Origin of the sequence: Streptomyces shaanxiensis (assembly GCF_039537145.1) — a bacterium.
Lineage (GTDB): Bacteria > Actinomycetota > Actinomycetes > Streptomycetales > Streptomycetaceae > Streptomyces > Streptomyces shaanxiensis.
In genome coordinates this window covers 63,212-86,253 of sequence record NZ_BAAAZY010000018.1, presented here as the reverse complement: position 1 = coordinate 86,253, position 23,042 = coordinate 63,212, and the positions used below count along the sequence as shown (strand labels likewise).

The window sequence follows — 23,042 nt, the reverse complement described above, 5'->3', positions numbered from 1 at the left end:
GCAGACTGGTGGCATGACGGCGGTGGACACCGACATCGAGCGGCGCTGGGAGCTCATCCGCAGCAAGGGCCCGTACGGATTGCTCGCCGTCGCCACGCTGCTGGCGGTCGCCACCGCCGAACTGACGCCGAGTACGGCGGAACGCGGCGCGGTCGCGGTGCTGGTCGCCGCGGGGTTCGCACTCCAGCTGTGGTGGGGCCGGACGAGCCGCACCCGCCCGGGCCCGTCCACCGCGGGCACGGTGTACTACGGCGTGCGCTGGGCGCTCGGCTTCGCGCTGACCTGGCTGAACCCGTTCTTCGCGTTCTACGTGGCCGCCGGGTACTTCGACGCCGAAGAGTTGATGCCCCGCCGGAGCCTTCGGTGGATCGGTCCCTTCGCCTGCGCGATCGCCGTCTCGGGTGCGCAGGCCGGGGGACTGCCGTTCCACGCGCCGGTGCAGTGGGCGGTGTTCGCCGGGCTCGTGGTGGTCAACAGCGTCATGCTGACGGTCGTCGGCCACCTCACCTCGCAGCAGGAGGAACGCTCCCGCGCCCGCGCCGAGACCATCGCCGAACTCGAACGCACCAACACCGCGTTGCAGCAGGCGCTCGACGAGAACGCCGCCCTTCACGCCCAACTCCTCGTCCAGGCCCGGGAGGCGGGCGTCGCCGACGAGCGGCGCCGGCTCGCCGCCGAGATCCACGACACCATCGCCCAGGGCCTGACCGGCATCATCGCCCAGCTCCAGGTCGTCGCGAACGCCCCCGACCTGCCCACCGCACGCACCCACCTCGACCGCGCCGCGGCCCTGGCCCGGCACAGCCTCGGCGAGGCCCGCCGCTCGGTGCACAACCTCGCCCCCGTGGCCCTGGAGAACGACGGACTGCCCGAGGCACTGAAGAGCACGGTCGCCGAATGGGGCGAACGGACCGGCGTACGCGCCGAGTTCACGGTCACCGGCACCGCGGAGCAACTCCACGACGAGCTCTCGGCGACGCTGCTGAGGATCGCCCAGGAGGCCCTCTCCAACGCCTCCCGCCACGCCCGCGCGACCCGTGTGGGCGTCACCCTCTCCTTCCTCGGCGACGAGGTGATCCTCGACATCCGCGACGACGGCCGGGGCTTCGACCCGCTCACCCTCCCCGAGCGCACCCACTCCGGCGGCTTCGGCCTGGCCGGCATGCGGGCCCGCGCCGAGCGCATCGCCGGCTGCCTCACCGTCGAGTCCGAACCGGGACGCGGCACGGCCCTGTCGGCTCGCGTACCGTTGGTCCGCCATGAGTGACGCGATGAGTGACGGGACGAGTGACGAGTCGTCCATCTCCCTGCTGATCGTCGACGACCATCCCGTCGTACGCGACGGCCTGCGCGGCATGTTCGAGTCCGCGCCCGGCTTCGTCGTGCTCGGCGAGGCGGCGAACGGCGAGGAGGCCCTGGAGCGGGCCGCCGCCCTCGACCCCGACGTGATCCTGATGGACCTGCGCATGCCGGGCGGCGGCGGGGTCGCGGCGATCGCCCACCTCACCCGCACCGGCGCCCGCGCCAAGGTCCTCGTGCTGACCACGTACGACACCGACTCCGACACCCTCCCCGCCATCGAGGCGGGAGCGACGGGCTATCTCCTCAAGGACGCCCCGCGGGACGAGCTGTTCACCGCGGTCCGGGCCGCCGCCGAGGGCCGTACGGTCCTCTCCCCGGCCGTCGCCTCCCGCCTCGTCTCCGCCGTCCGCGCCCCGAAGGCCCCCGGCAACGAGCCCCTCTCCGCCCGCGAACGCGAGGTCCTGGCCCTGGTCGCCAAGGGCACCTCCAACCGCGAGATCGCCCGCGAACTCTTCATCAGCGAGGCGACGGTCAAGACCCACCTCACCCACCTGTACGCCAAGCTGGGCGTCAACGACCGCGCGGCGGCGGTCGCGACGGCGTACGAGCGGGGGATCCTCGGCTAGCTGGTCGGGTAGGGCAGGAGGCCGGCGGCGATCCTCTCCCAGGAAGCCTTGAGCTCCGCGAGCAACTCCGGCCTGTCGGGCGCCAGATCGGCCTGCTCGCGCTGGTCGGCGCCGAGGTCGTAGAGGTGGTCGGTGCCCTTCTCGTCCCGGTAGTACTTCCAGTCCCCGCGCCTCAGGGCCCGGTTGGCCCGCACCCGCCAGAACAGGTCCCGCTCCGGCAGCTCCGCGCCGCGCAGCAGGTAGCCCGCGAGGCTGGTGCCGTCCAGGGGGTACGCCGGGTCGGGCCGCGCGCCGCCCAGTTCCAGCAGGGTCGCCGTCCAGTCGGGGGAGAAGACCGGCTCGTGGCTGACCTGCCGGCCGTCGACGCGGGCGGGCCAGCGCAGGATGGACGGCACCCGGATGCCGCCCTCCAGCAGCACGAACTTCTCGCCGCTGAGCGGCCAGTTGTAGGAGTAGCGCTCGCCGCCGTTGTCGCTGGCGAAGAGCACGAGGGTGTTGTCCTCCTGCCCCGACCGGCGCAGCGCGTCGAGCACCTCGCCGACGGCCGCGTCCAGGCTCTCGACCATCTGCGTGTACTTCTCGACCGAGCCGCCGTCGTAGTGGTTGAGCGCCCTGCTGACCTCGGCCTGGCTCTTCGCGGCCCGGATCTTCGCCTCGATCTCGGCGCCGGTCTCCTCGTCGCCCTCCGCGAGCCAGGGCCAGTGCGGGGTGGTGAAGTTGAGGTTCAGCAGCCAGGGTTTGTCGTGGTCCCGGCTCACGTACTCGACGGCCCGCTCGGTCAGCACGGTCGTGTAGTAGCGCAGGTCCTTGTACTCGGCGTCGCCCTCGTAGAGGTCGTAGGTGCCGAGCTGGCCGAGCTTGGAGTAGTACTCCAGGACGCCGCCGAAGTTGCCGAAGAACTCGTCCCACCCGGACTTGGTGGGGCTGTGGTCGGGCAGCCAGCCGCAGTGCCACTTGCCGATGAGCGCGGTGGCGTAGCCGGCCTTCTTCAGCAGGGAGGCCAGGGTGGGGTGGTTGGGGTCCAGCCCCTGCGCCTTGTTGGCGATGGGCTCGGCGAGACCGCCCGGCGTACGGCCCGGATAGCGCCCGGTGTAGAGGCTGAACCGGGTCGGCGAGCAGGTCGCCGAGCCGGAGTACGCGTTCGTGAACCGCACCCCCTGCCGGGCCAGCCGGTCCAGGTTCGGGGTCCTGATGTGCGGGGCGCCGTAGGAGGACAGATCGGCCCAGCCGAGGTCGTCGCCGAGGATGACGAGGAGGTTGGGGCGCTTCCCGGAGGCGGCGGGGCGGGCCTTGAAGGGGCGCTCGGCGGGGGCGGCTGCGGCGGCCTCGGCGGCGGTCGTCGTACCGGCGACGGCGGTCACGGCGCCACCGCCGACCAGACCGCCGAAGGCACGGCGGGATATCTCGGGCATGCGCCCCAGTCGATCAGCGCGCCGATCTCATGACCAGGAATCCGACGCGGATTTCATGACCTTGAAACGCCGCCTCAATGACGTGAAACGCTGCCGCAAGGCCCCGGAACGCTGCCGCAAGGACCCGGTGCGCCCTCTCAGTCAACCCTCAGCAACAGCACCGCCCGCGCCGGCACCGTGATCGCCGCCCCCGCCCGGTGCTCCGTCCCGGGCGCCTCCTGCTGGTCCTCCCTCGACGTGTCGACGACCACCTCGTACCGCTCCGCCCAGGGCGGCCCCGGCAGCACGAAGCTCACCGGCCGGTCCCCGGCGTGCAGCACGGCCAGGAAGCTGTCGTCCACTATCGGCGCCCCGCGCTCGTCCCGGCCCGGGATGTCCCGCCCGGACAGATACATGCCCAGCGTGGCGGCGGGCGCGTACCAGTCCCGTTCCGTCATCTCCGTGCCCCGCGCGGTGAACCAGGCCAGGTCCCGCAGCCCGTCCGCCGAGTGCGCCCGCCCGGAGAAGAACGCCCGCCGCCGCAGCACGGGATGCCGGTGCCGCAGCTCGATCAGCCGGGACGTCAGATCGAACAGCGCCTTCCAGCCCGGCTCCTCGAGGAGCCCCCAGTCCAGCCAGCTGATCTCGTTGTCCTGGCAGTACGCGTTGTTGTTGCCCCGCTGTGTCCGCCCCAGCTCGTCACCCGCGACCAGCATCGGCACACCCGTCGACAGCAGCAGGGTCGTCAGCAGGTTCCGCAGCTGGCGCCGCCGCAGCGCCCGTACGCGCTCGTCGCCCGTCTCGCCCTCGGCGCCGCAGTTCCAGGCCCGGTTGTCGTCGGAACCGTCCCGGTTGCCCTCGCCGTTCGCCTCGTTGTGCTTGCGCTCGTAGGACACCATGTCCCGCAGCGTGAAACCGTCGTGCGCGGTCACGAAGTTCACGGAGGCGTACGGCCGCCGCCCGCCCCACGCGTACAGATCGCTCGACCCCGACAGCCGGTACCCCAGATCCCGTACGTCCGGCAGCGCGCCCCGCCAGAAGTCCCGTACGGCATTGCGGTAGCGGTCGTTCCACTCCGTCCACAGCGGCGGGAAGGCCCCCACCTGGTACCCGCCCGACCCCACGTCCCACGGCTCGGCGATCAGCTTCACCCGCCGCAGCACCGGATCCTGCGCGATGACGGCGAGGAACGGCGAGAGCATGTCGACGTCGTGCATGGAGCGGGCCAGCGCGGCCGCCAGGTCAAAGCGGAAGCCGTCCACCCCCATCTCCGTCACCCAGTACCGCAGCGAGTCGGTGATGAGCCGCAGGACGTGCGGCTGGACGACGTGCAGCGTGTTCCCGCAGCCCGTGTAGTCCGCGTACCGGCGCGCGTCCGACTGCAACCGGTAGTACCCCCGGTTGTCGATGCCCTTCAGCGACAGCGTCGGGCCCAGCTCGCCCGCCTCCGCCGTGTGGTTGTAGACCACGTCGAGGATGACCTCGATCCCGGCCGCGTGCAGCGCGTGCACCATCCGCTTGAACTCGCCGACCTGCTGACCGGTCGTACCAGAGGCGGCGTACGCGGCGTGCGGGGCGAAGTAGCCGATGGAGTTGTAGCCCCAGTAGTTGCGCAGGCCCTTGCGCAGCAGATGGTCCTCGTGCGCGAACTGATGAACCGGGAGAAGCTCGACGGCCGTCACGCCCAGCTTCACCAGGTGCTCGATCGCCGCCGGGTGCGCAAGGCCGGCGTACGTCCCCCGCAGCTCCGCCGGGATCCCCGGGTGCAGCTTCGTGAAGCCCCGCACATGCACCTCGTAGATCACCGAGTCGGCCCACGGCGTCTTCGGCCGGCGGTCGTCCATCCACTCGTCGTCGGGGGCGTCGTCGTGGACGACCACGCCCTTCGGGACGTACGGCGCCGAGTCCCGGTCGTCGCGCACGGTGTCCGCGACATGCTGCTGGGGCCAGTCACGGACATGCCCGTACACCTCCGGCGGCAGGCTGAAGTCGCCGTCCACCGCGCGCGCGTACGGGTCGAGGAGCAGCTTCGCCGGGTTCCAGCGGCCGCCCGTCCACGGGTCCCAGCGGCCGTGCACCCGGTAGCCGTAGCGCTGCCCCGGCATGACACCCGGCACGAACCCGTGCCAGATCTCGTGCGTCAGTTCGGTGAGCTTGGCCCGCGTCTCCTTCCCCTGCTCATCGAAGAGACACAGCTCGACGGCTTCCGCGCCCCCCGCCCACAGCGCGAAGTTGGTGCCCGCCACCCCGTCCGGGCCGACCCGGTAACGGGCGCCGAGCGGCACGGGCGTGCCCGGCCACACGGGCACCGCGGGGGCCTTGCGCCGCGCGCCGTTCACGACGGCGGCCGGGCGCCCCTCCTCAGCGGCGACCGCGGCGGCCACCGCCTCCTGCTCGGCTGCGCTCGACACCTGACGGCCTCCCACGGCTCAGGGACCACACGAATGTGGAAGGAGAGCCCCGGTGTCCCGGTCCGCGGCTCCCCGTCGCGTCGTCCTCCCCACTGTTCTGCCCACCGCTTGGCTCGCACTCACGTTTCCCCAGGACCACCCCGGTCGTTGGGGTCTTCGTGAGGCACGTACAAGGGCGCGCGCGGCGCGCGGGGGCCGTGTTGGCCGCCGTACTGACATGGGCCGGCCTGCTGGCCGGGGCGACCGGCTGCACGTCGGACGGGGGCGGCGTCGACGAGATGCTGGGCAAACCGCCGGCGCCCGAGGAGGTCATCCGGGTCCTGCCCGACGACGGCTCCAAGGGCGCACGCCCCGACGACAAGCTGCTCGTCCGGGTGCTCAGCGGGCGCCTGGAGTCGGTGAAGGTCGTCAAGTCGCAGGACGCCCAGGAGACCCCGGTGCCCGGGCGCATCTCCGAGGACGGCCGGCGCTGGGAGCCCGACGACCCCGGACTCGCGCTGGCCGCCCGGTACACGGTCGACGCGGTGGCCCTCGACGGCCACGGGCGTCGCAGCGCACGGCACACGACCTTCACCACGTACGTCCCCGACGAGCGGTTCATCGGATACGTCACCCCGGAGAACCGCTCCACCGTCGGCACCGGAATGATCGTCTCCCTGGAGTTCAACCGGGAGATCGAGCACCGCGCCGCCGTCGAACGCGCCGTCCAGGTCACCGCCGAGCCGGCCGTGGAGATCAGCCCGCACTGGTTCGGCAAATCCCGCCTCGACTTCCGCCCCCAGCACCACTGGAAACCGGGCACGCAGGTCACCGTGGCGCTGCGCCTGCGCGACGTCGAGGGCGCGCCGGGGGTGTACGGCCTCCAGCACAAGACGTTCTCGTTCACCGTCGGCCGCCACCAGGTCTCCGTCGTCGACGCGGCCCGCCACACCATGGAGGTACGGCGCGACGGCGAGCTCCTCGCGACCGTGCCGATCACGGCGGGCGCCCCGAAGATGACCACCTACAACGGCAAGATGGTCGTCACCGAGATGCTCGAACTCACCCGGATGAACGGCGCCACGGTCGGCTTCAAGAAGAAGAACGGCAAGGGCGAGTACGACATCCCGGACGTCCCGCACGCCATGCGCCTCACCGACTCCGGCACCTTCCTGCACGGCAACTACTGGGCGGACGCCACCACCTTCGGACGGACCAATGTCAGCCACGGATGCGTGGGACTCAGGGACGTGAAGGGCGGCAGCTCGGAGACGCCCGCGGGCTGGTTCTTCGACCGCAGCCTGATCGGCGACGTCGTCGAGGTCGTCCACAGCAACGACAAAAAGGTCGCTCCCGACAATGGCCTCGGAGGATGGAATATGGGCTGGAAGGAGTGGAAGGCAGGGAGTGCGGTGAAGTAACAGGACAGGGGGGTGAGTTGCTCGACCAACCGGCTATCTGCTGATGTTGGAACTGAACAGTGACAATCGCGCGGCGCCGACGCACATGACCTTGTGGTTAATATGCGCCGGTGCGCGCGTCGGACGCGCGGGGGAACGGGCGGACCAGGCCCGAGGGCCTGGGGGCCGGGGAGGGGAGAAGGACTTGAACGTGCGGCCGATATCGGGGGCGTCGGTTGACGCGCGCGGCAGGCGTGGGCACAAGTGGTCGGCGGCACTCGCCGGTGCGCTGCTGCTCGCCGTCACCGCGTGCGGCGGGGGCGGCGGATCGGACTCGGGAGCCGGTGACGGCAAGGGCAAGGACGCCGGCACGGCGGAGGCCAAGAAGTCCCAGGCCGTGGTGACCATAGCTCCGGGGGACGGCGCCAAGTCCGTCGAGACCAGCGGCGCGCTGAAGGTCACCGCGGCCAAGGGCAAGCTGACGGACGTCGAGGTCAAGGACGCCAAGGGCAAGGCGATAGCCGGGGAGATATCCGGCGACGGCGGCACCTGGACGCCGTCCACGCATCTCGCGGCCGCCACGAAGTACACGGTGCACGCGGTCGCCAAGGACTCCGCGGGCCTGGAGGCGTCCAAGGAGGCCGACTTCACCACCCTGACCCCGAAGAACACCTTCCTCGGCCGGTTCACCCCCGAGGACGGCTCGGAGGTCGGCGTGGGAATGCCGTTCTCCCTCCGCTTCACCCGGGGCATCACCAACCCCGAGGACGTCGAGAAGGCGATCACCGTCAAGACCGAGCCGGCCGTCGAGGTCGCGGGCCACTGGTTCGGCAACGACCGCCTCGACTTCCGTCCCGAGAAGTACTGGAAGGAAGGCACCAAGGTCACCGTCGACCTCAACCTCGACGGCGTCGAGGGCCGCGACGGCGTCTACGGCGAGCAGGACAAGAATGTCACCTTCACCATCGGCCGCAACCAGGTCTCGGTCGTCGACGCGAAGGCCAAGACGATGAAGGTCACGCAGGACGGCAAGGTCGTCAAGACCATCCCCGTCACCACCGGCGCGCCCGGGTACGAGACCTGGAACGGCCAGATGGTCATGACCGAGAAGTTCGTCCAGACCCGCATGAACGGCGACACGGTCGGCTACGAGGGCGAGTACGACATCAAGGACGTCCCGCACGCCACCCGCCTGACCGACTCCGGCACCTTCATCCACGGCAACTACTGGGCCGGCGGCGCCTTCGGCAACACCAACGCCAGCCACGGCTGCATCGGCCTGCGCGACGTCAAGGGCGCGTGGAGCAAGGACACCCCGGCCGCGTGGTTCTACAACCACTCGATGATCGGCGACGTGGTGGTCGTGAAGAACTCCGCCGACGGCACGGTGGCTCCGGACAACGGCCTGAACGGCTGGAACATGTCCTGGGAGAAGTGGAAGGCGTAACGCGCGCCTGATCGGTGGCCCCGGCGCCCGTCCTCTCTGTGAGGTACGGCACCGGGGCCACTGCCGTTGGTCCCTGTGCGGTGCTGTGTGAGCGACCGCACCGGACCAGTTCCCGTTAGTCCCCGTGCTGTGCTTGCCTGGGGGCAACCCCCAGACCCCCGGCCGAGTGTGAGCGACCGCACCGGACCAGTTCCCGTTAGTCCCCGTTAACCTGCTCGCATGACCGTGAATCTCGAAGTCGCCGAAGGTGTCGGTACCCTCCGCCTCGACCGCCCGCCGATGAACGCGCTGGACGTCGCCACCCAGGACAGGCTCAAGGAGCTCGCCGAGGAGGCGGGCCGGCGTGACGACGTACGGGCCGTGGTGATCTACGGCGGGGAGAAGGTGTTCGCGGCGGGCGCGGACATCAAGGAGATGCAGGCCATGGACCACACGGCGATGGTCCTGCGCGCCCGGGCCCTGCAGGAGTCGTTCACGGCGGTGGCCCGGATCCCGAAGCCCGTGGTGGCGGCGGTGACGGGCTACGCGCTCGGCGGCGGCTGCGAGTTGGCGCTGTGCGCGGACTACCGGATCGCCGCGGACAACGCCAAGCTGGGCCAGCCGGAGATCCTGCTCGGCCTGATCCCGGGCGCGGGCGGCACGCAGCGCCTGTCCCGCCTGATCGGCCCGTCGAAGGCGAAGGACCTGATCTTCACCGGCCGTATGGTGAAGGCGGACGAGGCACGGGAGTTGGGCCTGGTGGACCGCGTCGTGGCGGCGGACCAGGTCTACGCCGAGGCGCACGCCTGGGCGGCGAAGCTGGCGCAGGGACCGGCGATCGCGCTTCGGGCGGCGAAGGAATCGATCGACACGGGCCTGGAGACGGACATCGAGACGGGCCTCGCCGTCGAACGGAACTGGTTCGCGGGCCTGTTCGCGACGGAGGACCGGGAGCGGGGGATGCGGATCTTCGTGGAGGAGGGCCCCGGCAAGGCGAAGTTCCTCTGAGGGCCGGGGAAACCCTCGTCTGAAACTCGGCCGAATCACTTGCAATTGACGGGATGTCTGATCCGGGTCCCTCGATGGGGCGGTTTATGGCAGCCTTAAGGCAGCCTTAAGCCTGTCTTGTCGAGGGAGCCTGTCGATTGCCTCCAGCCGAGCCGTCATCGCAGGTCGGACGGGCTGTGAATGACCCCGAACTGCCCCTGTCATATGCCGTTGGAGCCCTGCGGAATAAGGAATTCCGGGGAGTGCATTCCGCGGTAACGGCCCCGGAGGGCGCTGTCGGCGGCCATGATGGGGTCATGGCGGGGCTGGAGGGTATTGAACAGCCGCGGGGACACGGCCGTGCGACTGCCGCACGCTGGTCGCCGGGGGTCGAGGACGAAGCTGCCTCGAAGGCGCTCGAACTGTTCGGCAATCCCACGGAGGCGGAGGTTCCGCTCCCGTCCCGCCCCGAGTCCGCGGCCACGGCACGGCGGCTGGCCCAGGTGGTGGTCCTGCGCCAGTGGGGCCTGACCCCGAAGATGACGGAGGACGCGGTCCTGCTCGTCTCGGAACTGGTCGGCAACGCCGTCCGCCACACCGGCGCCCGCGTCTTCGGCCTCCGCATGCGCCGCCGCCGCGGCTGGATCCGCATCGAGGTCCGCGACCCGTCGCGCGGGCTGCCGTGCCTGATGCCGGTCCAGGAGATGGACGTCAGCGGCCGGGGCCTGTTCCTGGTGGACAAACTCTCCGACCGCTGGGGCGTGGACCTGCTGCCGCGCGGCAAGACGACGTGGTTCGAAATGAGGGTGGCCGACCGCTAGCGTCCGGCGCCGCGACGAGCCTGGGGGTTCCGGGACTGTACCCGGCCGAGGTACCCACCACTGGCGGGCCGTCACCTCTGAACGCCGGCCCAGGTATTTCAGCCCGTCCGGCGTTCGAGGATGAGAACGCGCCGTCCCGATCCTCCACCCACCCGAGGGGGATGCCGTCCCCAGCCCTCACCCACCCTCAGCGGGCCGTCACTTCTGGACGCAGGCCCAGGCACTCCAGCCCGTCCGGCGTTTGAGGACGAGGCCCTTCGGGCCGAAGCGGGGGTCTGGGGGCGGCAGCCCCCAGGGACGGGACGGGTAGGGGCGGCGGGGGCGAGAAAAGGCTGTTGGGCAGCGACCCGGGACGAGCCGCTTATCGGGTGAATCATGCGTTTTTCAAAGCAATCCTCATTAAATAGTCCGGTGACCTAGACCGACTCCCCGCCGGACCCCCAGTCGGGCCCGCCCCCGCCCCGCCCAACCCCGCCGCACGGAAGAACCGCCGATGAACCTCATCCACCGCACCCTCCTCGCCGGCCTCGGCCTCCTCGCCCTCGCCGCCTGCGGCACCGAATCCGCCAAGGGCAAGACCCGCCCCGCCACCGACGCCCACGGCACCCAGGCCGCCATCCCGGCCCCACCGAAGAAGAGGCCCGTCGACGGCCTCCCCGGCATGCCCCCCGTCCTCGACCCGAAGGACGTCTACGCCGCCGACCGCCCCAACAAGCTCTCCCCGGTCGTCAAGGACTTCCCGTCCCGCGTGTACGTCCCCAACAGCGAGTCGGACACCGTCTCCGTCATCGACCCGAAGACGTACGAGATCATCGAGACGATCCGCGTCGGCCGCCAGCCCCAGCACGTCGTCCCGTCCTGGGACATGAAGACCCTCTGGGTCAACAACAACCGCGGCCACACCCTCACCCCCATCGACCCGAAGACCGGCAAGGCGGGCAAGGAGGTCGAGGTCCACGACCCGTACAACCTCTACTTCACCCCCAACGGCAAGTACGCCGTCGTGATGGCCTCCCTCGACCGCGAACTCGTCTTCCGCGACCCCCACACCATGAAGCGGATCAAGACCGAGCCGGTCACCTGCTACGGCGTCAACCACGCCGACTTCTCCCTCGACGGCCGGTACTTCATCGTCTCCTGCGAGTTCAGCGGCGAACTGCTCAAGGTCGACACCCAGAGGATGAAGGTCGTCGGTCAGCAGAAGCTCCCCTTCGACGGCGCGATGCCCCAGGACGTGAAGATCTCCCCGGACGGCAAGAGGTTCTACATCGCCGACATGATGGCCGACGGCATGTGGGTCCTGGACGGCGACAAGTTCACCGAGCCCACCCTCCTGCGCACCGGCAAGGGCTGCCACGGCCTCTACGTCAGCCGCGACTCACGCGAGATGTACGTCTCCAACCGCGGCGAAGGCAGCGTCTCCGTCTTCGACTTCACGAAGAACAAGCTCACCAAGAAGTGGCGCCTTCCGGACGGCGGCAGCCCCGACATGGGCGGCGTCTCCGCCGATGGCAAGGTGCTGTGGCTGTCGGGCCGCTACGACTCCGAGGTGTACGCCATCGACACCCGCACCGGGAAGCAGCTCGCCCGCGTCCCGGTCGGCAGCGGCCCGCACGGCCTCGCCGTCTACCCGCAGCCCGGCCGCTACTCCCTCGGGCACACCGGCATCTTCCGCTAGCCGCCCGGCAGTTGACCGGCGGTCAGCGGACACGCCGCCGTACGAGTGACGCTCCACGCCCCACCGCCGTGGGCCCGGGATGGTACTCCCATGATCACAACTCGCCTGCGGCGGCGGGCCGCTGCCGCCGTCCTGTCCCTCTCGGCCGTCCTCGCGACGACGGCCGCCACGGCTCCGGAGTCCCCCCGCACCTCGGTCGCCGATCTCCCCGCCTCGGTCGCCGCGACCGTGGCCAGGGCCGCCGTCCCCGCCCCGGCCGCCGCCCCCGCTCCGGCCGCCTGTCCCGTCCAGTACGAGGACAAGGTCAAGGCCGCCGCCGACCGCCGCGTCGACGTCGACCGCATCACCCCCGACCCGGCGTGGCGCACGACCTGCGGCACGCTCTACCGGGCCGACGGCCGCGGCCCGGAGATCGTCTTCCAGGAGGGCTTCAAGCCCAAGGACGTGGTGGGCGGCCAGTACGACCTGGAGCAGTACGTCCTGGTCAACCAGCCCTCCCCGTACGTGTCCACGACGTACGACCACGACCTGTACAAGAAGTGGTGGAAGTCGGGCTGGAACTACTACATCGACGCCCCCGGCGGCATCGACGTCAACAAGACCATCGGCGACACCCATAAATGGGCCGACCAGGTGGAGGTGGCCTTCCCGGGCGGTATCGACCGGAAGTACATCATCGGCGTCTGCCCGGTGAACAAGACGACCAAGGTCGAGATCATGAGCGGCTGCCAGAGCAACCCGCACTTCGAGGCCTGGCACTGAGCGACAGCCGGCCGCCTGGAACGCCCGCACGCTGCGGGCGTTCCCCGGCGGCCCGAGGGGTCTCCGCTTGAGTCTCCACCCACTGGAGGGCCCACACTCGCAGACATGACCGAAGACGGCCCGGACTCTTCACCATCGGCGAGCTGGCCCGGGCCACCGGACTGACCGTCCGGACCATCCGCTACTGGTCCGACGAGGGTGTCCTGCACCCCGTGACCCGGTCGTCCGGGGACGTGGCGTCGGTGGCGGCCACGCATGTCGCCGCGCCGGACGCTCAGATCCGGTCCCTCAGAGTGACCCGGGCGGTGCTGTCGACCGTTGCGAGGCGCGGGTCGACCGCGGAGGAGATGACGCTCTTGCTGTGCTTTCTGGGGGGATACCCCCGGGCCCCCCGAGCTGGCGCGACTGTCGGCCGCCGAGCGGGGGCGGATCCTCGAGGAGTTCGTGGACGAGATGTTCCACGGCCTGGACACCGCGGACCCCGTGATCCGCGAGCGGATGCGGAACATGGCCGTGGATCTGCCGGACGAGCCGACGCCCGAGCAGGTGGACGCCTGGGTGGAGCCGGCCGAGTTGCTGCGGGACCCGGAGTTCCGGGCGCACATGCGCACGGTGGCCGAGTTCAACGCGTCCGGCCGGGGGCCCGAGACCCCCGTCGGGGCGTCGATGTGGTTCGCCCGGAATCTGGTGCGGCTGGCGGCCGAGGCGCGGGAGCGGGGCGTTTCCCCGGAGTCGCCCGAGGCGGAGCGGATCCTGCGGGACCTGCTCGGCGACGCCGACCCGGCCGCGGTACACGAACGCATGAGGTCCAGCGCGAACGACAACGTCTCCCGGTACCGCGAGCTGCTGGCCGTAGTGAAGGGCCACGGGCCCGCGTCGGCGCACCGTGCGGAGTTCGCGTGGGTGGTCGCCGCGCTGGAGGCGCGGGCGGGCGGTTAATCTGACCTGCGGCAGCAAGCCAGCACAACACGACAGACGCGAGCAAACGCGAGTAAAGGGGCGGACCGGTGGCGCACATCGACATCGAGGAAGCACGCAAGCAGTTCGAGCGCATCGATGCGGACGGTGACGGCACCATCACCGCCGCCGAGTTCAAGTCCGCTCTGGCCCAGGGCGGCGACTGGAACGTCACCGAGGCGGTCGCCGAGGCGATCATCAAGAGCCGCGACCTGAACGGCGACAAGCTCCTGTCGTTCGACGAGTTCTGGGCCTTCCTGAGCAAGTGACGCCCGGCGAAAGGGGTGCCCGGCCGGCCTGTACGGCCGACGGGTGCCCCTTTCGGCATGTCCGGGACCCGGATCCGTACGGTCCACGGGCAGCCGTGCCGCTCCAGGGCCGGCGATCCGTCCGGGGGCGGGCCGGGGTGCCGTGGACGCAGCGCACGCCGCCGCTATGGCCGGGGCCGGTCAGGGCGGCCGTTTCCAGCCCGTGGGGCCGGCGGGCCGACGGCGGCTTCCGCCTGGTGATCGCCGAGGGTTTCGAAGGCCGGGACGCGATCCGCGGCGCACCGGCGCAGCCACCTCACACGATCTCCAGCGGCCGGTGCGGCCCGTCGGGCAGTTCGACGTCGATCGGGTCCCCCGCTCGCACCGGACCCCCGCTGACGACGACGCTCATGATCCCGGACTTGAACCGAGTGCGGCCCTCGTCGTCCCGCCCGACGACCTGCTTCATCAGGCCCTTGTGGAAGCCGTCGATCTGAGCACAGGGATTCCGCAGGCCGGTCACCTCGACGACGGCCTCGTCGCCGAGTCTCAGCAGGGTCCCGGTGGGCAGCCCCAGCAGGTCGATCCCCCGGGTGGTGATGTTCTCCCCGAGTTCCCCGGCCCCGACCTCGAATCCGGCCGTGCGCACCTCGTCGAACAATTCCGCATGGATGAGGTGCACCTGCCGCAGGTTCGGCTGTGAGGGGTCCTTGCGCATGCGGAACCGATGCTTCACCGTCGCACCCGCGTGCACGTCACCCTCCACCCCGAACCCCGCGATCAGCGTGATGCTCTCCCGGTTCGGCTTGGTGAACGAGTACGTCCCGTTGCTGCTGACCGCGGCGACAGTGCCACCCATGACGTGAAGCTCCCCTCTTCTGCAGCGACGACTGCTTCGCCGCAGGTCAGAGCCTATGCGTCCAGGGCCCACTCGCGCAGTGCGGCCTTGCTGGAGAAGTCCGCCACGTTCTTGTCCAGCGGGTCGTCCGTGTACTGGTGGAAGCGCCACTTCGCCTTGATGCGGGGCTTGCCCGCCGTGACGTAGTCGGCGATCCAGAGACCGTCGCCGGCGTAGGACGTGGTGTCCACGTTGAGCCAGTAATTTCGGTTGCAGTAGAGAACGACCGGATTGTTCGGCCGCTTCTCCTTGACCTTGCGGATGAAGAGATCCTTCTCCGCGTTGCTGGCATGCGTGCCCTCGCTCGTCGTCTCCCAGTCGACGGCGAGGATGTCACCCGCTCTCTCGGGGGCCTTGCTGACGAAGTACTCCGCCTGGGCCGAGAGGTTGCCGGGCCACAGGAAGTGGTAGAAGCCGACGACCAGGTCGGCGTCACGGGCTCGCTTGGTCTGGGCGGCGAGTTTGGGGTTGATGTAGGAGCGGCCCTCCGTCGCCTTGATGAAGACGAAGGAGAGGCCGTCCGTGGGGTAGGAGGAGGACTGGTACGCGCTTACGTCGACGCCGCGCAGCATGTGGGGTGGGCTCCCGAAGTGTGAGTGGGGGGATGGGAGTTGATGATGCCCTGTTTGCGCGAGGTCGGAACGTCGGCAGCGGTCACACGAGGACGCTGCCGTTGCCGGGGCGGCTGCCGCGGGTGCGGCGGTTGTCGAGGAGGACGAACGTGCGGTGCAGCCAGCGGTCGTGGCCGTCGTAGCGCGGAGTGAAGGCCGTACGGCCGTGGATGGCCAGGCGGTTGTCCACGAACGCCATCTCGCCGGAGCGCAGCGGCAGTGACGTGGAGGCTTCGATGAAGGCGTCCCGCAGCTGCTCCAGGGCCGTCGCGGCCTCCGCGTCGACGGCGGCGGTGGCGTGGAAGTCGACCTTGACGTCGGGGTCTTCGGGGTCTCCGGTGAGCACCGCGTGGGCGACGGCCGCGTCCCCCGACTGGAAGGACGGCGGCGGCACGGTGGTGAAGCGCTCCTGGTGCAGCACCTGCCGGGTCTCGGGGGCCAGCAGGCGCAGCGCGCGGCGGATCGACGAGACGAGGGTGCCGGCGGCGTCGTCGCGGTCGCCGCGCAGACACAGCAGGCCCACGAAGTCGGGGCGGTGCGGGTGGAAGGCGTTCTCGACGTGCAGTTCCAGCGGGGTGGAGCCGGCGTTGCTCTGCGTCTCCTCGCGGCCCGGCACCGGCACCACGTTCTGCACGAGGGCGCCCGACTTCTCGTTGCGGTAGGCGGCGATCTCGCCCAGTTCCGAGGCGATCAGTACGGCGATGGCGGCCGGGACGGTCGCGTCCCGCTCCACGGACTCCGGCACGGTCGGTGTCGGCGGCAGCGCCTCCAGGCCCACGGGCAGGTTGCGCAGCACGAGGATGCCGTCCTCGCCGGGGTCGTGCCGATAGGCCCGTACGACCTGGCGCAGTCTCGGCGGAAGGTGGGCGGCCAGCTCGCGGGCCGCGGCCACCCACTTGGCGTCGTCGACGAGTTCCGGCGCCGTGGTGGCCAACTGCCGTGCCAGCGTGGCGAATGCGTCGCGCTCCGGGTCGGTCAGGGTCAGCGAGAGCGGTGCGTCCGCGTCGGACCGGACCGCCCCCGGATCGGGGGTCGCGATGGACATGCGTCTCCTTCGGGCCTGGGCTTGCGGGTTGCGTCGCCCGACGGGTCTTCGGCGGCCGTCCGGGCGTGCGGGAATCGGTGTTTCAGCTGGACATGGCCACGAGCACCCGGCGGCTGCCGGTGAACGCGCGGCGGCCGTGGGCGACCAGCACGTTGTCGATCAGCAGCAGGTCACCGCGGTGCCAGTCCACGTCGACGGCGGCGGCCAGGCCGCGGTCGCGCACCTGGAGCACATACGCGTCGGGGATCGGGCTGCCGTCGGCGAAGCTGACGGACTGCGGCAGTTCGTCGGCGGGCAGTACCCGGGCCAGCGCGGCCGCGTCCTCGCCGAGTGCCGCGGGGTGCCACTGGTCGGACTGGTTGAACCACACCTCTTCGCCGGTCACCGGGTGCCGCAGGGTGGCCGGGCGGTCCTGGGTGACGCGCAGGGCGTCGCCCGGCAGCCACTTCCAGTCGGCCTCGGTCGTGGCGAGGAACTCCTCGACCGCGTCGCGGTCCTCCGTCTCGAAGGTCTCCTGCCAGCTCTTGCCGAGGCCACGGCCGCCGTGCAGGTTCTGCGTGTAACGCACGCCGCCGGCGAACGCCTCGCGCACCTCGTCGTCCAGCGACGCCAGCCACAGCGCGCCGTTCACCACGGGGGTGGCGCCGCCGGTTTCCGGGGCGGTGTGGCAGAAGAACAGCAGTCGGGTCGGCCAGCGGTGCGCATACGAAAGCTCGTTGTGCATCGAGATGACGAATTCCGGCGGATATTCCGTCGAGGTGTAGACGTTTCGCCCGACCTTGGTACGCGGGGAATTCCCGTGCACATAAGCCGCCCGGTCGGGCAGCAGACGGTCCATGACGGTGTCGAGTTCGTCGGGGTCGACGCCGAAGTCCCGGAACACCAGCGCACGCTCCCCGACCAGCAGCCCGGCCAGGTCGGGAAGCGCGTCGAGATACGCGGCGAGACCCTTGGCGCCGGGTTCCGCGCCCACGCTCGCCGGGGTGATCTCCAGTGGTTTCCAGTTCCGGTGGTCCGGCATCCCGGCCTTCCCTTCTGCGCCGTGGCACGGCGTGTGGAATGCGATTCGCCGGACAGCTTGCGGAGCGTTTCTATATCGGCTCTACACGCCGGGGCCGACCGATATAGAAGGCCTATAGCGCCGGTTCACAGACTCCCGAAGCCGATACGACACGTTCGAAACCCAATCGATCAGGGAGCGACATGGCCGAGCAGAACACCGACGCGCAGACCTACCTCGTCGTCCTCAACGACGAGGAGCAGTACTCCATCTGGTGGTCCGAGCGGGAGCTGCCGGCGGGCTGGCACGCCGAGGGCACCCGGGGCACGAAGGAGGAGTGCCTCGCCCACATCGGCGAGATCTGGACCGACATGCGTCCGCTCAGCCTGCGCCGCCGGATGGCCGAGCAGGCGGCCGGCTGAGCGACGGGACCCGGCGCCGGCCCGGGGTGGTCGGCTCACCGGGCGCCTGCCGGGCCCCGGTCGCGGTCATGCCCCGGCGGGCTGAGCACGGGTGCTCGGTACGGATACCTGCGCCACGTGACGGGACGTGGCGCGCAATGCGTGGACGGTTCGTCCCGACCGCCCGATCCCTGCGTACGCCCATCGGGCCCGCGCATCGCGAGGCGAGCAGCATGCCGGTGATCCCGGCCGCCTGCACGACGGTCCTGCCGCCCGCCGTCAGACCCACAGGGCGCCGTCGGCCCACAGGCCGCCGCCGGCCCGCGCGCACCCGCCTTTCCCCGGGCACCCACCCCGTCCGCCCCCGGTGCCACATCCGCCCGGCCCGGGACTCGCCCGCCCCTTCACCCACCCCGCCCACCCACCGCACAACGACCCCACGGGGAGCACTTGTGGCACGTCAGTCGCCCCTCCACCTTCTCTTCTCGGACCTGGCAGCCCAGGCCCCCGACCGGCCCGCAGTCGTCGACGGCGGCCCCGGGATCGGTTACGCGGAGCTCGACGCGCAGGCCAACCGGCTGGCGCACCTGTTGTGCGCGGCCGGGGTGGGCCGCGGATCGCTCGTCGCCGTGCACCTGCCGGCCTCCGCCGACCTGCCCACCGCACTGCTGGCGGTCTGGCGGGCGGGCGCGGCCGTCGTGCCGCTGTCGGCCGATGCCCCGGAGGAGGCGCTTCGGGCGCTGCGTCGGCATGTCGAGCCGGCGGCCGTCCTGACCCATGGCCACGCGGCCGCCGCGCTGCGAGCCGAGGCCGGACCGGCCCTGGTGATCGCCCTCGACGGCGAGCGCGACACCCTGCGTTCCCAGCCGGCCACCCCGCCCGCCGTCACCGTCGAGGCCGACGACCTTGCGTGGGTGTCCCGGCCGGCCGACGGCAGCGGGCATCTGATGGTCGATCACGCGACCGTCGCGCACCACGTCCGCTGGACCACCCGTCGCTTCGGTGTGTCCGACGCCGACCGTGTGCTGTACACGCCTTCCGGTCTTCCCGCCTACTGGCCGCTGTTCACCGCCCTCGCCGCCGGTGCGACCGTGGTGACGGCCGCCACCGGGGAGGCCTCCCTCGCCGACACGGTCGCCGCCCACGGCGTCACCGTGCTGCCGGTCGCCGCACCCGACCTCAACTCCTCGACGGCGTCGGGTGACTGGCGCTCCTGCACCGCCCTGCGCCTCGTCCTCGCCGCCGGAGCCCCCGCCGATTCCGCCACCGCCGCCGTCACCGCGTCCGGTGGCCAGGCCTGGCAGGTGTACGGCCCCGACGGCGGCGCCCTCGCGGTCACCGCCTCCCCCGTCGACGGGGGATCCGGCGACGCCACGGCCGCCGTGGCCCTCGGGCGGCCGGTCGACAAGGTGCGGGTCCTGGTGCTGGACGCGTACGGCGACCCGGCGCCTCCCGGCGTCCCGGGCGAGCTGCATGTCGCCGGGCTCGGCGTGGCGCGCGGCATCCTGGGTGACCCGAGGGCGACGGCCGAGCGGCTGCGGCCCGCCCCGTTCGGAACGCCGGGCTCGCGCATGTACCGCACCGGCGACGAGGTCCGCTGGCGTGCCGACGGCGCCCTGGAGCTCCTCGGCCGGGTCACCGAGGGCGCTGTCGTCCCCGTCGCTCCCGAACTCCCGGGGCGACCGCCCCACGTGGCTCCGGCCACCGAAGCCGAGCGGGCCGTCTGCGCGACGTGGTCGGAGCTGCTCGGCGTCCCCGACGTCGGCCTCGACGACAACTTCTTCCAGCTCGGCGGGCACTCGCTGGTCCTCACCCAGCTCGCCGAGATGCTGCACCGGGCCACCGGCCGCCAGGTGGTGCTGGCCGACCTGTTCGCCGCGGTCACCGTCCGCGAGCAGGCCGCGCTGGTCGAATCCGCCGCCGACACCGAACCCGCCGTCACACCGGTGCCCCGCGACGGGGAACTCCCGCTGTCCTTCGGGCAGCGGCGGCTGTGGTTCATGGACACGATGCACCCCAAGAGCCCGGAGTGGGCGGCGCCCCTCTTCATCCGGCTCTCCCCGGACATCTCCGCCGACACCGTCCGCCGCGCGCTGGACATCCTCGGCGAGCGGCACGAGGCACTGCGCACCCGCTACGCCTCCCGCGGCGGCGAACCCGTGCAGATCGTCGAGCCGTACACGCCGGTCGAGCTGCGGGTCGTCGACGGCGACCGGGACGAGCTCGTCCCCGTCTACGCCGAGCAGTTCGAGGCGGGCTTCGACCTGGAGGGCGGCCAGGTCTGGCGGGCTCTGCTGGGCCGGGCGCCCGGCGAGGACCAGCTGCTGCTGGTCACCATCCACCACATCGCCTGCGACGGCTGGTCCTCGGCCGTCCTGGAGGACGAGTTCCGCACCCTGTGCCGCGCCCTGCACGCCGGTGAGACGCCCGAGCTGCCCGAACTGCCGGTCCAGTACCCGGACTTCGCGGCCTGGCAGCAGCAGTGGCGCACCACCGAGCGGCTCGCCGACGACCTGGACTTCTGGCGCCGCACGCTCGATGGCATGGCCCCGCTGGAGCTGCCCACCGACCACCCGCGCCCCCCGGAGCGCGACCCGCACGGCTCCGCCGTCACCTTCACCATCCCGCAGCCCCTCGTCGAGGCCGCGACCGCGCTGGGCCGCCGTCACGAGGCCACGCCGTTCATGACGCTGCTCACCGCGTTCGGCACCCTGCTGGCCCGGCACACCGGGCAGTGGGACGTAGTCGTAGGCGCACCCGTCGCCGGCCGCACCCGGCCCGAACTGCGGCCCATGGTCGGCTTCTTCCTCAACTCCCTCGTGCTGCGCTGCCCGTTGGACGCCGGACAGTCCTTCGAGGACGCCCTCGGCCGGGTGCGCGGCGCCTGCCTGGACGCCTTCGCCCACCAGGACGTGCCGTTCGAGCATCTCGTCGAGGAACTGCGCCCCGAGCGCGACCTGTCCCGCACCCCGCTCTACCAGGTCGCCTTCAACATGCACGACGAGCAGCTCACCGGCGGCATGCCCGACCGCACCGACCTGGACTATCTGCGCGGCGCCCGCCAGGTCTCCAAGACCGACCTCACCCTGTACGTACGGCGCGAGGCCGACGGCACCTGGACCGGCGCCCTCGAATACGCCACCGCCCTGTTCGAGCACGCCACGATCGAGCGGTTCGCCGACCACTTCGTCCGCCTGCTGACGTCGGTGACCGCCGCCCCGGCCACCGCGCTCGCCGAGGCGGACATCCTGCCCGACGCCGAGCGCGCCCGCCTGCTGGGCGAGTGGAACGCGACCGCCGAGGAGTTCCCCGCAGGCACGGTCCTCGACCGCATCGAGGCCACGGCCGCCGCCCGCCCCGACGCCCTGGCCGTCGTCGCGGGCGACGCACGGCTGTCGTACGGCGACCTCGACGCGCACGCCAACCGCCTCGCCCACCATCTCGCCGCGCACGGCGTCGGTGCGGAGTCCCTGGTCGGCGTCTGCCTCGACCGGGGCCCCGACCTGGTCGCCGCCCTGCTCGCGGTGTGGAAGACGGGCGCCGCGTACGTCCCGCTCGACGCGACCAACCCGGCCGAGCGGCTGCGCCACGTCCTCACCGACAGCGGGGCGGCCGTCCTGCTCACCGAGTCCGCGCTCGCGCACGCCACCGACGGCTTCACGGGCACCCGGCTCCTCCTGGACCACGAGCGCACGGCGGTCGCGGAACGGCCCGCCGACGCCCCGCCGCGCCACAGCGACCCGGCCGCCCTCGCCTACGTCATCTACACCTCCGGCTCGACCGGCACCCCCAAGGGCGTCATGGTCACCCACGGCGGCCTGGCCAACCATCTCGGCTGGGCGGCACAGGAGCTGACGTCCGGCGGCGACGGCGGAGCGCCCCTGTTCTCCTCCATCGCCTTCGACCTGCCCGCCACCAACGTGTACGTGCCGCTGATGACCGGCGGCCCCGTGCACGTCCTGCCCGCCGATCTGGACCTCGCCGGACTGGGGCAGGCACTGGCCGACGCCGGCCCGTTCGACTTCGTCAAGCTCACCCCCGGCCACCTGGACCTGCTCGCCCACCAGCTCGACGCCGCTCGGACGGCCCGCCTGGCCGGGACCGTGCTGGTCGCCGGCGAGGCGCTGTCCGCCCGGACCGCCAACCACTGGCTGACCGCCCTCGGCGACCACCGGCTGATCAACGAGTACGGCCCCACCGAGGCGTCCATCGGCTCCACCGCCCACCCCGTCACCGAGACCTACGACCGCCCGGTCCCGCTCGGCGGCCCCCTGCCGAACACCACCGCGTACGTCCTCGACCCCGCCGGACACCCCGTCCCGGTCGGCGTCGCGGGCGAGCTGTACGTCGGCGGGCACGGCGTGGCCCGCGGCTATCTGCGCCGCCCGGCGCTGACCGCCGAGCGCTTCGTGCCCGACCCGTTCGGGCCGGCCGGCGCCCGCCTCTACCGCACCGGCGACCTCGCCCGCCGTCTCCCGGACGGCGCCATCGAGTTCCTCGGCCGCATCGACGACCAGGTCAAACTGCGCGGCTACCGCATCGAACTCGGCGAGATCCGAGCCGCGTTGACGGAGCTTCCCGGCGTCCGGGACGCCGTCGTCGTACTGCGCACCGACGACGCGGGCGAGAAGTCCCTGGCCGCCTACCTCGTCCCGGACGGCCCCGTCGAGCCCGACCTGACCGCCGTACGCGAAGGGATCGCGGCGGTACTCCCCGAGTACATGATGCCGACGGCCTACGCCGTCGTCCCGGCCATCCCGCTCACCTCCAACGGAAAGGTCGACCACCGCGCCCTGCCCGTCGTCGACCTGACGGCGGGCGCCTACCAGGCGCCGTCGACGCCGACCGAGGAGCGCATCGCCGAGATCTGGGGCGAGGTGCTCGGCCTGGAGCGGATCGGCGTGCACGACAACTTCTTCGCACTGGGCGGACACTCCATCCTCGCCATCCGGATGACCTCCCGCCTCCAGGACGCCTTCGACGTCGACCTGACCATCCGGACGGTCTTCGAACAGCCCACCGTCGGCGGGCTGGCCCAGGCGATCGAGGAGCGGATCCGGGCCGAGATCGACCAGCTGACCGATTCCGAACTCGCCTGA

18 protein-coding genes and 1 pseudogene are annotated in these 23,042 nt (G+C 71.5%); 13 read left to right on the top strand and 6 right to left on the bottom strand.

What is annotated here, in order from left to right; genetic code table 11:
* Positions 1-13: 13 nt before the first annotated feature.
* Together ABD932_RS30435 and ABD932_RS30430 are read left to right on the top strand one after the other, a co-directional pair.
* Positions 14-1,267, top strand: coding sequence for a sensor histidine kinase (locus tag ABD932_RS30435; RefSeq protein ID WP_345017491.1), 1,254 nt, complete (start codon positions 14-16; stop codon positions 1,265-1,267).
* Positions 1,260-1,928, top strand: coding sequence for a response regulator (locus ABD932_RS30430; protein ID WP_345017490.1), 669 nt, complete (start codon positions 1,260-1,262; stop codon positions 1,926-1,928). The genes ABD932_RS30435 and ABD932_RS30430 overlap by 8 nt, the downstream gene beginning before the upstream one ends.
* Here the strand turns inward: ABD932_RS30430 and ABD932_RS30425 are convergent.
* Together ABD932_RS30425 and glgX are read right to left on the bottom strand one after the other, a co-directional pair.
* On the bottom strand, positions 1,925-3,340 hold the full coding sequence (locus ABD932_RS30425; protein ID WP_345017488.1) for a sulfatase family protein: 1,416 nt from the start codon (positions 3,338-3,340) through the stop codon (positions 1,925-1,927). The genes ABD932_RS30430 and ABD932_RS30425 overlap by 4 nt on opposite strands.
* Positions 3,341-3,477: 137 nt before the next feature.
* Entirely contained in the window at positions 3,478-5,730 is a 2,253-nt protein-coding gene (gene glgX, locus ABD932_RS30420; protein ID WP_345017486.1) for a glycogen debranching protein GlgX, read from the bottom strand.
* 158 nt (positions 5,731-5,888) lie between these two features.
* On the opposite strand from glgX, the gene ABD932_RS30415 reads away from it, so the two are divergent.
* The 9 genes and pseudogenes from ABD932_RS30415 to ABD932_RS30380 all read left to right on the top strand — a co-directional run bounded on the left by ABD932_RS30415 (position 5,889) and on the right by ABD932_RS30380 (position 14,009).
* Positions 5,889-7,130 (top strand): L,D-transpeptidase, encoded by a 1,242-nt coding sequence (locus ABD932_RS30415; protein ID WP_345017484.1) that lies wholly within the window; start codon positions 5,889-5,891, stop codon positions 7,128-7,130.
* 184 nt (positions 7,131-7,314) lie between these two features.
* The gene (locus tag ABD932_RS30410) at positions 7,315-8,556 is read left to right on the top strand and encodes a L,D-transpeptidase (RefSeq protein ID WP_345017482.1); all 1,242 of its coding nucleotides are present in this window, start codon (positions 7,315-7,317) and stop codon (positions 8,554-8,556) included.
* A 219-nt stretch (positions 8,557-8,775) separates the two neighbouring features.
* Positions 8,776-9,543 carry an enoyl-CoA hydratase/isomerase family protein gene (locus tag ABD932_RS30405; RefSeq protein ID WP_345017480.1) on the top strand — a complete coding sequence of 256 codons (768 nt, stop codon included), beginning with the start codon at positions 8,776-8,778 and terminating at the stop codon, positions 9,541-9,543.
* Between the two features lie 296 nt (positions 9,544-9,839).
* Positions 9,840-10,343: an ATP-binding protein gene (locus ABD932_RS30400; protein WP_093911899.1), complete on the top strand. Its 504-nt coding sequence runs from the start codon at positions 9,840-9,842 to the stop codon at positions 10,341-10,343.
* Positions 10,344-10,836: 493 nt separating this feature from the next.
* The gene (locus tag ABD932_RS30395) at positions 10,837-12,021 is read left to right on the top strand and encodes a YncE family protein (RefSeq protein WP_345017477.1); all 1,185 of its coding nucleotides are present in this window, start codon (positions 10,837-10,839) and stop codon (positions 12,019-12,021) included.
* Between the two features lie 90 nt (positions 12,022-12,111).
* Positions 12,112-12,783: an ADP-ribosyltransferase gene (locus ABD932_RS30390; RefSeq protein ID WP_345017475.1), complete on the top strand. Its 672-nt coding sequence runs from the start codon at positions 12,112-12,114 to the stop codon at positions 12,781-12,783.
* Between the two features lie 134 nt (positions 12,784-12,917).
* Positions 12,918-12,968: pseudogene (locus ABD932_RS44075) on the top strand (hypothetical protein); the annotation flags it as partial.
* Positions 12,969-13,227: 259 nt separating this feature from the next.
* On the top strand, positions 13,228-13,722 hold the full coding sequence (locus ABD932_RS44070; RefSeq protein WP_425587537.1) for a hypothetical protein: 495 nt from the start codon (positions 13,228-13,230) through the stop codon (positions 13,720-13,722).
* 68 nt (positions 13,723-13,790) lie between these two features.
* A complete protein-coding gene (locus ABD932_RS30380; protein ID WP_126395194.1) occupies positions 13,791-14,009 on the top strand; it encodes an EF-hand domain-containing protein in 219 nt (72 codons plus the stop codon).
* Positions 14,010-14,304: 295 nt separating this feature from the next.
* On the opposite strand, the gene ABD932_RS30375 is transcribed toward ABD932_RS30380, so the two are convergent.
* From ABD932_RS30375 to ABD932_RS30360, 4 genes are all read right to left on the bottom strand, one after another.
* Complete coding sequence (locus tag ABD932_RS30375) at positions 14,305-14,847, bottom strand: MOSC domain-containing protein (protein ID WP_345017471.1); 543 nt, start codon at positions 14,845-14,847, stop codon at positions 14,305-14,307.
* Between the two features lie 53 nt (positions 14,848-14,900).
* A complete protein-coding gene (locus ABD932_RS30370; RefSeq protein WP_345017469.1) occupies positions 14,901-15,458 on the bottom strand; it encodes a glycoside hydrolase family 25 protein in 558 nt (185 codons plus the stop codon).
* An 82-nt stretch (positions 15,459-15,540) separates the two neighbouring features.
* Positions 15,541-16,542 (bottom strand): TauD/TfdA family dioxygenase, encoded by a 1,002-nt coding sequence (locus ABD932_RS30365; protein ID WP_345017467.1) that lies wholly within the window; start codon positions 16,540-16,542, stop codon positions 15,541-15,543.
* An 82-nt stretch (positions 16,543-16,624) separates the two neighbouring features.
* A complete protein-coding gene (locus ABD932_RS30360; protein ID WP_345017465.1) occupies positions 16,625-17,563 on the bottom strand; it encodes a TauD/TfdA family dioxygenase in 939 nt (312 codons plus the stop codon).
* Between the two features lie 182 nt (positions 17,564-17,745).
* On the opposite strand from ABD932_RS30360, the gene ABD932_RS30355 reads away from it, so the two are divergent.
* Entirely contained in the window at positions 17,746-17,964 is a 219-nt protein-coding gene (locus tag ABD932_RS30355; protein WP_345017463.1) for an MbtH family protein, read from the top strand.
* 431 nt (positions 17,965-18,395) lie between these two features.
* Positions 18,396-23,042, top strand: coding sequence for an amino acid adenylation domain-containing protein (locus ABD932_RS30350; RefSeq protein WP_345017461.1), 4,647 nt, complete (start codon positions 18,396-18,398; stop codon positions 23,040-23,042).